Source organism: Gardnerella massiliensis, from assembly GCF_003408845.1.
GTDB classification, from domain to species: Bacteria; Actinomycetota; Actinomycetes; order Actinomycetales; family Bifidobacteriaceae; genus Bifidobacterium; species Bifidobacterium vaginale_H.
The window spans coordinates 101,588-112,870 of the sequence record NZ_LRTV01000006.1 but is presented as its reverse complement, the minus strand read 5'-3'; the positions used below and the strand labels follow the sequence as shown (position 1 = coordinate 112,870).

The following is an 11,283-nucleotide window of genomic DNA, read 5'->3' as shown; positions in this document are numbered from 1 at the left end:
GCATTATTCTGCATGTAAGGTAATATATGTTTTACATGTTTTACAATGGAGATTAAAAATGGCCGCAACAATTACAGGATTAAGAGTACCCTCTAACGTTTTAGATCGTTATGATCAGCTCGCTAAAACCACTCACCGCACTCGTTCATTTTACATGAATCAAGCACTAGAGGCTCAAATCGATGAACTTGAACATGAATATGGTCTAATGGCAGATATTGAAGCATATAAACGTGGAGAATTAGAAACATCTCCACTCGACGACGTGGTGAAGCGCCTTGATTTGGAAGATTAATTTATCTAAAAGAGCTGAAAAACAGCTAGGGAAAATTGACAAAACAATTGCTAAGCAAATCGTTAAAGAGCTTCGCGAAATTAGCAATCTCGACAATCCTCGAATCAGAGGCAAGGCACTAACTGGTAACTATTCAGGGTTTTGGAGATATAGAGTAAGGGATTACAGAATAATTTGTGCAATTGAAAATAATGTGCTGACTGTTTTTGTTGTGGATATTGATCATCGCAGTAGAATCTACAATAAGTGATTATGCTTAAGTATTTAAATACGCAAAAGCGCTGGAGTCGAAGATTGACTTCCAGCGCTTTTGTTTTGCAATTAATTATTTGAGATTAATTATTTGCTATTACTTGCAACTACTTCTTTTTTGCAGGAGCTTCGCCAAGTTCGCTTTGAGCAACCGAAACGTTTACGTTAGCTGCATCAGAATTTGCATCAGCAGAAGAATCGCCATCAGCAGAATCAGCAGCCTTGACAGCGTTAAGCTTTACTTCTCCGGTAACGCGACCAGCTTCAGCAACGTCATCCAAAGTCTCCTCAACAGCCTTGTAAGCGTTTTCCGCAACGTTCAAAGTCACTTGCAAAATAGGAGTCTTCATAGAAACTTTTGCCTCGGACTTAATCTTGCGCAAAGTAGCCAAAGCTTCACCAGCGTAAGCCAAAGTGTCAGCAGAAACTCCGTTTGCAGCGGCCTCGTAAGCCTTAGCACATGGCCAGCTTGCGCGATGCACAGAACCTTCACCGTCATGCATCCAGCTCCACACTTCTTCCGTAGCGTAAGGCAAATAAGGAGCAAGCAAACGAGCCAAAGCGTCGAGAGCAAGACCAAGCGTTGTGCGAGCAGACTTTACAGCAGCTTCACTTGGAGTGCGTCCAGTGGATTCTGCAGTGCCGTAAGCACGATTCTTTGCAAGCTCAATATAATCGTCGCAGAACTCCCAGAAGAAGGTTTCGATTGCTTCCAAAGCCTTAGAATGCTCGTAAGACTCAAGCGCATCAGTTGCAGTACGAATAACGGATGCAAGCTTTGCCATAACGGAACGATCCAAAACTTCCGTAACGTCTGCAAAATTCCAGTCCGCATTAGCAGGCTCAAGAACCTGATGTTCCTCGTCTTCGCGGCCAATCGCGAGCGCAAACTTCGTAGCATTCAAAAGCTTAATTGCCAAGCGTCGGCCAATTTTCATCTGGCCTTCGTCGTAAGTTGCGTCCAAGCCAAGTTTTGCGGAAGTTGCCCAGTAACGCACTGCGTCCGCACCAAACTCTTCGATTGGCTTGTTTGGCACGACCACGTTGCCTTTGGACTTTGACATCTTCTTGTGATCTGGGTCCAAGATCCATCCGGAAAGTGCAGCATGCTTCCAAGGCAAGCAGCCGTTTTCAAGATGTGCACGGTCAACCGTACTAAACAGCCAAGTACGAATAATATCCTGGCCTTGTGGACGCAAATCCATTGGGAAAGTAGCCTTAAACAAAGCCTGATTTTCCTCGCCTGGTTCTTCCCAACGAGTCACAATTTGTGGAGTTAAGGAAGATGTGGCCCAAGTATCCATAATGTCTTGCTCAGCTGTAAAGCCGTTTGGCTGGTCGCGCTGAGATTCGTCGAATCCTTCTGGAACGTCAATAGTTGGGTCGATTGGCAAACGGTCTTCGCTAGGTGTCAAAGGATTTGCGTAATCCACTTCCCCATTTTCGTTTACTGGGTACCACAGTGGGAACGGTACGCCAAAGAAGCGCTGGCGAGAAATAAGCCAGTCACCATTCAAACCGTGAACCCAATTCTCGTAACGCACACGCATAAAGTCTGGGTGGAAGTTAAGTTCCTTGCCGCGCTCAATAAGCTCAGCGTTCAGCTTTTCGTCCGTACCACCATTCTTTAAGTACCACTGACGAGAAGTGACGATTTCCAAAGGCTTGTCGCCTTTTTCGTAGAAGTTCGTCATACGCTTTGTTGGCTTTGGTTCGCCATCCATATCTCCAGCTGTTTGCAAAGCCTCAACAACTTCCTTGCGAGCAGAGAACGTGGTTTTACCAGCAATTTTCTCGAACATTTCGCGACCGGACTCGTCCGTAATCCAATCAGGAGTCGTCATCACGATACGTCCGTTGCGCTGAATAATTGGTCGAGTTGGCAAGCTCAAGTCGCGCCACCACTCAACGTCGGTTACGTCACCAAAAGTGCAGCACATTGCGATGCCGGCACCCTTGTCCATTTGAGCAGCAGGATGAGCCAAAATTGGCACTTTCACCTTAAACAGTGGCGAATAAACTTCCTGCCCGAAGTACTTCTTGTAACGCTCATCGTCTGGGTGAGCAATCAAAGAAGTGCAAGCGGCAAGCAATTCTGGACGCGTAGTTTCAATATAAATTGGCGTACCATCTTCAAAACGGAACGCAATCTTATGATAGAAACCCGGATATTCGCGAGCTTCAAGCTCAGCTTGCGCAACTGCTGTCTGGAAAGTCACATCCCACAAGCCTGGAGCATCCTTTTGGTAGGCTTCTCCGCGGGCGAGATTGCGAAGGAATGCTTTTTGCGCAACTCGACGAGGCTGCTCACCAATCGTGTGGTAGGTCTGAGACCAATCCACGGAAAGACCAAGCCTACGCCACAACGCTTCAAAAAGCTTCTCATCCTGGGAAGTTAAGCGCTCGCAAAGCTCAATAAAGTTCTGACGGCTTACAGGAACCTGATCTTTTGCCTCAATTTTCTTGCCTTCAGTACCTTCAAAAGGTGGCTTAAAATCAGGGTCATATTTAAGCGAAGTGTCTACGCGCACACCGTAATAATTCTGCACACGACGCTCTGTTGGAAGGCCATTATCGTCCCAACCCATTGGGTAGAACACATCAAAACCCTTCATACGCTTGTAGCGCGCAATAACATCCGTATGCGTGTAAGAGAATACGTGGCCCACGTGCAAGTGGCCACTCACGGTTGGAGGTGGAGTATCAATAGAATATACGGCCTTGCGGTCGCGGGAATTATGGAAAGCGTAAGTCTTGGCTTCTTCCCAATTATTACGCCATTTGTCTTCGAGGCCATCAACGCCAACTTTATTAGGCAGCGGCGTTAAATGAGCATGCTTTACTGTGTTATCCTGTTCACTCATGAACTGAATATTAGAAACTCAGTACGACAACTTATCCCACTGTTACTTCGCAGGCACAAATTTACTTCACTACTATGTCACGCAAAGGCAATAGCTGATCAATCATATTCTTGGTGTAACCGCTTACGTTAGATTTCACAGCCATCACACTTTTACGAGCATACAACCAGTGAGCTGCAGCTTTATCGCTTACTTCTCGCGCATAAGCACGAGCATTCGCCTCATAATCTTTAATATCCTTCGAGTGAACCGCTTTAGACCAAGCTTGCTGTGACAACTCGTCCTGCAACACAAATTGCGATCCAGCCTCAGCAAAAGTACCTTCATCCAACGTGTGATCAAGCGAAGTAAGCGCTATATCATACTTACCTTCCTTCACGCGCTGACGTAACGCATTTTGATCAAGTTCTTCAAGATGAACTTTAAAACCACTCACTGAGCTGATTTGGTTCGACAACTCGCGCCCAACATCACCCTCTCCTTGCGGAACCAGGAACGTAATATTGCCTAAGTAGCCAGCACTAAAGTAACGGAACAAAGAGCGAGCTTTTGCCGGATCAAACGGGAACATATTAGTTAAGTCTTCATAACCGGGAGAAAGCGGATCAATAGGCCCACTGACAGGAACGCCACCATTAGGATCGGCTTCCAATACGGTTTGCATATTCATAGAGTATCGCGCCGCTCTACGTGCTTGCTTATCGCAGAAAATAGAAGCAATTGTACTATTAAACGCAATCATCCGCACGCGAGTACTCTGTCCTTCTACCATATTTGTGTGAGCAATAGCGGCAAAACGCTTATTTTCCTTACCTTCCAGCGGCACTGCTATTTGTATTTTACCTTGCTCCATCGCTTCTGCCATGGCACTATCTTGAGCAAAATATTGCAAAGTGATGCTCGCGCAGGCAGCAGGAGTCCCCCAATACTTGTCGTTTCTTGTCAAAACTAGCGAATCACCTTTACGGTAACTACTTACTACGAAAGGACCAGTTCCAAGAGCGTTATTCGCATAATCTACACTAGCTTTGGTGTCATATACGATGCCAGCAGGGCCAGCAAGACGCCTAAGCAGCAAAACATTTGGCATTTTCAGCGTAATAACCAAGGTGTGATCGTCAGGATTAGTGACAGTTTTAATATCCGTCAACGCAGTGTAACCAACGTAACCTTGGGTAATGCCTTGCTTTAACGATTGAAGAACGGATTGCGAATCCATAACGTCACCATTAGAAAAACGCACGCCTTGGCGCAAGTTGAAACGATAAGTGAGACCATCTTTTGAAATCTCCCAAGACTTTGCTAATCCAGGTTGCAAAGAATTGTCATCCCCGCGTCTTACTAAAGTCTCATACACGTTGTCTAAAAGAGCCTGCTGCGCTGCGTCGCTGTCGTGAGTTCGCATATCAAGAGTTTCAGGAGCAGTGCGCAAACCGACAGTTAACGTGGAGTTTCCTGCAGGACGCGCAATAGCGTCGATTGGCGAGTGCCCTTGATATAACTGCCAACCGCACCACAAAATCACTACCATTACTACGGAAACAACCATAAAAACAACCCACGGAATCCAGCCTGCGCTGGCACGACGATGAGATGCTCCATAAGCGTTATACGCATACTTTCCTGTTCTTGACATAATTTACAGTTTATATCAACACCTGCATTGACAACCAACACACGCTTGGACACACTTTTGTGCGCACACTTACACGCTTGTATTCAGGAAGCTGCGTACGGACACGTGGCTCGCAATGGACATAACGCACACTTAGGGTTTTTAGCAGTGCACACAGTTCTTCCGTGCGCAATGAGTCGGTGCGAGAGATTAGTCCATTCATTCGGCGGAAAGTAAGCAGTTATTTCGCGTTCAATAGCTGTGGGATCGGGCTTAATCTGAGTATTCTGGCGTTTATGGCAACTGCTGCCATGGTCATACCAACCAAGACGGCCAGTTACACGCATTACGTGAGTATCAACCGGAAATCCCGGAAGCCCAAACGCATTTCCTCGCACAACGTTCGCAGTTTTGCGTCCTACCCCCGGTAGCGACGTTAAATCTTCCATACTTGATGGGACTACACCGTGAAAATTACTTTCCAAACGTGCCGACAACGCAATAATATGCTGCGCTTTTACCCGATAAAAACCAAGTGTCCGGATAATAGATTCGACTTGCGCAAGTGAAGCTTGAGCAAGTGCACGCGAATTTGGGAAGGTAGCGAAAAGCTCTGGAGTCACCATATTCACGCGCTTATCAGTTGTTTGCGCGCTTAATACAGTCGCAATAAGAAGTTCAAAAGGATTAGAAAAATGAAGAGCACACTGTGGAGAGGGAATTTCTTCACAAAGTAACGCATACTCCGCGTGAATACGCGCAAGCTTCGCTTTTTTCGATTCTCGCATATCACTAGTTCTGACTAGTTTTCTGACTGGTTGAATTGTCAGCAGCAGAAACGGCATCTTCTGAAGATTCATCTACTAAATCGTCAGGATCTTCATCAATCGCACTGTTACCTTCGGATTCGGACGGATCAAAACGATAGCCAACATTGCGAACCGTACCAATCAGCTGCTCATACTCAACGCCAAGCTTCGCACGAAGACGTCGAATATGCACATCAACCGTACGCGTACCACCGTAGTAATCGTATCCCCACACTTCTTGCAAAAGATGCGCACGCGTAAATACTCGACGCGGATGTTGCACAAAATATTTCAGCAGCTCAAATTCTTTATAAGCCAAATCAACAGGGTGCCCATGCAAACTCACCGTGTAACTACGCATATCAACAACGAGATCACCGGAACGCATAGTGCCATTGTCAACAACCGCGGAATCCCCCACTGTCATACCTGTAGATTGAGAAACAACACCGTCCACATCACTATGCTGAGCAGCTAAACGTAAGCGACCCTCTACTTCCGCTGGAGAAGCACTGGTAAGCACGACGTCCATAATATTCCACGATGCGTTCACAACGGTAAAACCGCCCTCTGTAAGCACCAATATCACGGGAACAGTAATATTTGCCGAACGCAAAGACGCGCACAATGACTTTGCTAAAGCTAAATCCTCACGCGCGTCGAGTAAAAGAATAGTTTGCGCAGGAAGTTTAGTAAAACTTGAAACGTCCATATCTAACACACGCACACGGTGAGAAAGCAAAGTGAGAGAAGGCAAAACAGAGGCAGGGGAAGCGCAAGAAGTCATCAATGTAATATCGGTCATATGATGCCTCCAGCCAGCAAGTGTAAGTTTGCCATGTAAGTTTGCAGTACAAAATCACGCCTTTACAGGCATTGTAAACCATGCTTACGAAGAATGACCATTCCCACGTGTAAATACAGGTGTCATTACTAAAACGACATAGTGCAGGTTGTAGACTACATTAGTAATAAGGGATTGAGTATACGCGCGCCGCACACTGCTTGTGAGCCGTTGCGAATACTTACATTACAGTAGCCAATTTACTAGCACTCAGGAGCGAGTATGAGCAACGAAACCGAAACACACGGTAGCTACGGCAGCACAAACAGCCAAACAACTCCCCTCAACACAACGGCTCAAGCTCGCATACCTACCACGCACCTGCTTATTATGGCAGCGAGCCAAATATTTTCAGTATTATTCCTCGCCGCAGCCGCCGCACTTCCTATAGCGACGGCGAAACTGACGCTTGTTTTGTGCATGATAATACTGCTCACATTCCTTGCTTTTTGGCCTTTGCACGGCACTATTATTGACCGCGCCATTGCTTTATGTGCAGGTATTGCTTCCGCGTGGTGCGCTACGCTCGCGCTAAAAGGCTGGCTGCCACAAAGCGTTATTATTGACGATGAAACTGTGTCGATGAGTAAATTTATTGCAGCAATCCACCCTTACGAACGCTGGGCAGTATCGTTTGCGCTTATTCTTGTAGCAGCAACATTCGTGACTTTTATACGACAAATGCTTCGCGAACACCGCACTAATGTAGTGCGTAATCTTTCTCACACGTTAACCGCAAGTATTGCTTGCGCTTCTCTTCCTGGCTGGCTGTTTTTGCCTTCGATTATTCGATTTATGCCATCGTTGCGCAATATTGATGGCGGGTTGCTTGTGGCAGCGCTGTGTACGGTAATGGTTATTGCGTTAGCTGGATTATCGTATGTGTGGGTTCGCAATAATAGTAACGAATATTACAAAAGAAGTGCCGTACGCGACGCTGCTATTGCGCTGCTGCCGATAATGTTTTCCGGCATGTTGATTTACATTGCTGGAATTGGCATGTTGGTAGCTGCATAAATAAAAGCGTACTAAACGACATAAGCGTCAGATACGCAAAAAGTCGAGAATATAACAAGCGCCGGAAACGCGAATAGTGCTTCCGACGCTTGTTTTATGTCTGATTGTTTTAATTAAAAACGAAACTTACTTTTCGCTTTCTTCCAAACGCTTGCGAGCTGCAACGATTTCCTTCTCTGCCTGCTCAACGCCAGCCCAGAAGTCGCCAGGAAGCACTTCCTTACCTGGTTCCAAAGCCTTGTACTGCTCAAAGAAATGCTTGATTTCTGCTTTGTGATACTCGTTAACGTCATCAATATCCTTGATGTCGTCGAAACGAACGTCAGCTGGAACGCAAAGAACCTTATCGTCACCGCCGGCTTCATCAACCATGTGATAAAGGCCAACAGCGCGGCATTCAACTACGCAGCCTGGGAACACAGAATTTGGAATCATGACGAGAGCGTCAAGCGGGTCGCCATCTTCGCCCAAAGTGCCATCAATATAGCCATAATCGTCTGGATAACCCATTGCGGTGAAAAGGGTACGATCCAAGAAGACGCGACCGGTTTCGTGATCCACTTCATACTTATTCTTAGAACCGCGTGGAATCTCAACCACAACATTAAAAGTTTCTGCCATTTTGGCTCCTTTATAACAAGTCATAAACTGTTCCTTCTCACTCTACCGCGCACCAACGAACGGCGAAAATACGGTACGCCTACGCAACAAAGAAAAACAATAATAAAAGCCGTAAAATTCACAAAAATAACACAAAAAATACCACAAAAAACATCACATTTTTTGGGCATATTTAGCATTATTTTTAGACACGCTTTAAGGGGCAACGGTGTCTCAAGACGCAGTTATCATAACTCTGTTTTACACACAATATGCCGTACATATATCGGCATAGTTGATGAAGTGCAGGCACGATGACAAGAAAGAAAAGCATGACCACTTCCGCTGTCTCACCGGTCGAACAAACCATAGTCAGCAGTAAAGCAACGGCGGGTAATGCTAGTGATAAACAAGTTTATGAAGGGCTCGTGTCAGCAAACAATACTTCACCAACAAAAGTTGATACGCAACAACAATACTCAAGTTCAGCAAACGCAGCAAAACGCAATCCAGCTATAGATGGTTTGCGAGCCTTAGCAATTATCGGCATAGTCTGCTTCCACATGCGCCCAAGTTTGCTGCCAGGCGGTTTCCTAGGCGTAACACTGTTCCTCGTGCTTTCTGGCTATTTTTGCACTGCTTCGGTACTGAAATATATCGCTGCTCGGAAAAACACAACACATCCGGATAACACCAGTAAAACCAGTAAAATTCGACACTACTGGCAATACCTATGGCATAGAATTAAACGAATCTGGCCTCCAACAATTGGGGTTATTGCGATAACAGCACCAATAATGTGGCTTTGTTCGCCGAGTCTGCTGCCAAAACTACAAGCCGACGCGCTTCCCGGCGCAGGATTTTTCAGCAATGTCACGTACGTTGTGCGTAAGCTTTCTTACTTTGAGCAATCGGGGTTGCCTTCACCTATTAAACACTTGTGGTATTTAGGCTTGGTAATGCAAGCTTTTATCGTGTGGCCGCTCATTCTTACGGCCCTCGTTACAGCAGTGAGGAAACCCGCACTCCGCATGTACATTACCGCAGGATTAGTGGTACTTTCTGCAGCACTCACCTTTGCTTTTGCTTATGCTTCCGGAAACTACGAAACACCGGCACGCGTGTACTACTCGCTCGATACTCGAGCATCAGAATTTTTGCTGGGCGCTATGCTAGCAATGTATAACGCGTGGTTTAGTAAGCATTCGCTTCATATCTGGATTGTTCGCGTAGTCAATTGGTTGCGCGGCAACAAACACGTGATAGTCACCTTGAGTAGCACGCAAGATGGTATCACTAAAGATGATTCACACAACGTTGCCCAAGAGAATACCTCTCGCAACGTTAGCAACTCGGCTGAAATCTTAGGCGCGGATGGAATGCACTCACACGAAGACGATGGTATTCCTGAAGATTTACGCGCAGGCTTGCAGATCGACCTTTCGGAAGATAACGATACCTTCGACACGACTTCAACAGCGTCTTCGGCACAATCTTCATCGCAACGAGTAACTAATTCAACTGACATAAGCGAGCTTCCCGACGACGTATTCAAGAAGCCAAAAAATGTAGTCTGCACTCCACTTACTTCGTGGCAACATTCCGCAATCGGAGCTGCTTGTGCCGTAGTATTGTGCTGCTGTTTTGTTTACGCCGACGGCGCTTCACCGCTACTAGTTTTCGGCGGGTACACTCTCACGGCAGTATTCTGCACGTTATTGTTGTGGTCATGTATCAGCGGCACCAACATTTGCGCACGCATATTTTCCTGGGCGCCACTAGCGTACCTTGGTCGCCGATCCTTCTCGATCTACTTGGTGCACTTCCCACTGCTGGAATTGTGCAACCCTGCAACTCGCACGACCTCAGCTTCCTTCTGGGAACAGCTACTTCAAGCTCTAGCAATAGTAGTAATCGCAGAATGTTTCTACCAAATATTCGAAAAACAAGTGACCGGTAATCGTCTGCTCGCCACGATTCATTATGTTGCTATAACGCTATGCTTTATTGTTACGCTAGCGATTGTGTCACTCCCAGTAAGCTGGCAAGCAATCGCGCAGCAACGAGCAGTGCAACTTCGCCCAGAATTAACTGTTGCGGATACACAACAAAATGCGAAGCAAAAAACCGATCAGCCACAACATGCAAAAGATACCAGCGGCGACAACACTTCAACAAAGTATCATCGCACGCTGCGGGGCCTGCATAAAAACGTTGCAAAACAAGCCCTCCCCCCAACGCCATCGCGATACCGCGTACTGTTCCCTATTGCGGAAAAAGTACCAAACAATCTGAAAACTTCTCACACGCGTATCGATCAACGCACTGGTACATGCTCAGTAAATCTCACCATGGTTGGTGATTCCATTACAGAAGGCGCAAAACCGTACTTAATGCAGGCAATGCCTAACGCCTATATTGACGGCAAAGTAAGTCGGCAAATTTTCCATGGAGCTGACGAGTACGAGCAAGATATTTCGGGCAAACATGCCGGAGATATTGTTATTTACGCTTTGGGAACCAATGGCCCACCGCGAGACGATAGCGTACTTCAACACATGGTTGACGTTGCCAAAGGCAAGCCGGTCTACTTTGTTACCACTCGAGTTCCGCAGCCATGGCAAGACACTACCAACGAAAGATTACGCAACTTTGCAGCAACACACCCTAACGTTGGCATAATTAACTGGCATGGTTTGAGCGAAGGTCACTCCGAATATTTGACGGATGACGGCGTTCATTTAACACCAGTTGGCGGTCCACAGTACGCTAAAATGATTCGTCTTGCCGTTTGTGGAGGCTGAAACTAGCGCAATAAACTAGCGCAATAAGCGAAAGTTTTATTACAACTTTGCGGGATTATTGTATAGAATATAGGCTTACTTTGCGGGCTTACTTTATAGGCTTACTTTGCAGTTGTTACAAGAAAAGCCTATAACAAAAATGCAAGAAAAATGACGACTCGAGTGTGAAAAATAGTAACCGAA

General features: G+C 46.2%; 9 protein-coding genes. 4 read left to right on the top strand and 5 right to left on the bottom strand.

The annotated features are described in order from the left end of the window. Window positions 1-58 precede the first annotated feature (58 nt). Both relB and AXE77_RS03725 read left to right on the top strand, forming a co-directional pair. Entirely contained in the window at window positions 59-295 is a 237-nt protein-coding gene (gene relB / locus AXE77_RS03730; RefSeq protein WP_115794039.1) for a type II toxin-antitoxin system RelB family antitoxin, read from the top strand. After that, window positions 279-545, top strand: a complete 267-nt coding sequence (locus AXE77_RS03725) for a type II toxin-antitoxin system RelE family toxin (RefSeq protein ID WP_012913788.1) — start codon at window positions 279-281, stop codon at window positions 543-545. Before relB ends, AXE77_RS03725 begins: the two co-directional genes overlap by 17 nt. Before the next feature lie 109 nt (window positions 546-654). Here AXE77_RS03725 and valS read toward each other — a convergent pair whose 3' ends face one another. From valS to AXE77_RS03705, 4 genes are all read right to left on the bottom strand, one after another. Then, window positions 655-3,411, bottom strand: coding sequence for a valine--tRNA ligase (valS, locus tag AXE77_RS03720; RefSeq protein WP_116712202.1), 2,757 nt, complete (start codon window positions 3,409-3,411; stop codon window positions 655-657). A 61-nt stretch (window positions 3,412-3,472) separates the two neighbouring features. Further along, window positions 3,473-4,960: an ABC transporter substrate-binding protein gene (locus tag AXE77_RS03715; RefSeq protein WP_116712291.1), complete on the bottom strand. Its 1,488-nt coding sequence runs from the start codon at window positions 4,958-4,960 to the stop codon at window positions 3,473-3,475. 170 nt (window positions 4,961-5,130) lie between these two features. After that, complete coding sequence (gene nth, locus AXE77_RS03710) at window positions 5,131-5,814, bottom strand: endonuclease III (protein ID WP_116712201.1); 684 nt, start codon at window positions 5,812-5,814, stop codon at window positions 5,131-5,133. Between the two features lie 4 nt (window positions 5,815-5,818). Further along, window positions 5,819-6,640, bottom strand: a complete 822-nt coding sequence (locus AXE77_RS03705; RefSeq protein ID WP_116712200.1) for a winged helix-turn-helix transcriptional regulator — start codon at window positions 6,638-6,640, stop codon at window positions 5,819-5,821. A 369-nt stretch (window positions 6,641-7,009) separates the two neighbouring features. Between AXE77_RS03705 and AXE77_RS03700 the strand changes: the two genes are divergently transcribed. Further along, entirely contained in the window at window positions 7,010-7,696 is a 687-nt protein-coding gene (locus AXE77_RS03700) for a beta-carotene 15,15'-monooxygenase (RefSeq protein ID WP_116712290.1), read from the top strand. Between the two features lie 126 nt (window positions 7,697-7,822). Here the strand turns inward: AXE77_RS03700 and AXE77_RS03695 are convergent, their stop codons facing one another. Then, window positions 7,823-8,317: an inorganic diphosphatase gene (locus AXE77_RS03695; protein ID WP_004105658.1), complete on the bottom strand. Its 495-nt coding sequence runs from the start codon at window positions 8,315-8,317 to the stop codon at window positions 7,823-7,825. A gap of 293 nt (window positions 8,318-8,610) precedes the next feature. Here AXE77_RS03695 and AXE77_RS03690 point away from each other — a divergent pair, with 293 nt between their 5' ends. Continuing rightward, on the top strand, window positions 8,611-11,100 hold the full coding sequence (locus tag AXE77_RS03690; protein ID WP_116712199.1) for an acyltransferase family protein: 2,490 nt from the start codon (window positions 8,611-8,613) through the stop codon (window positions 11,098-11,100). Window positions 11,101-11,283: the final 183 nt, after the last annotated feature.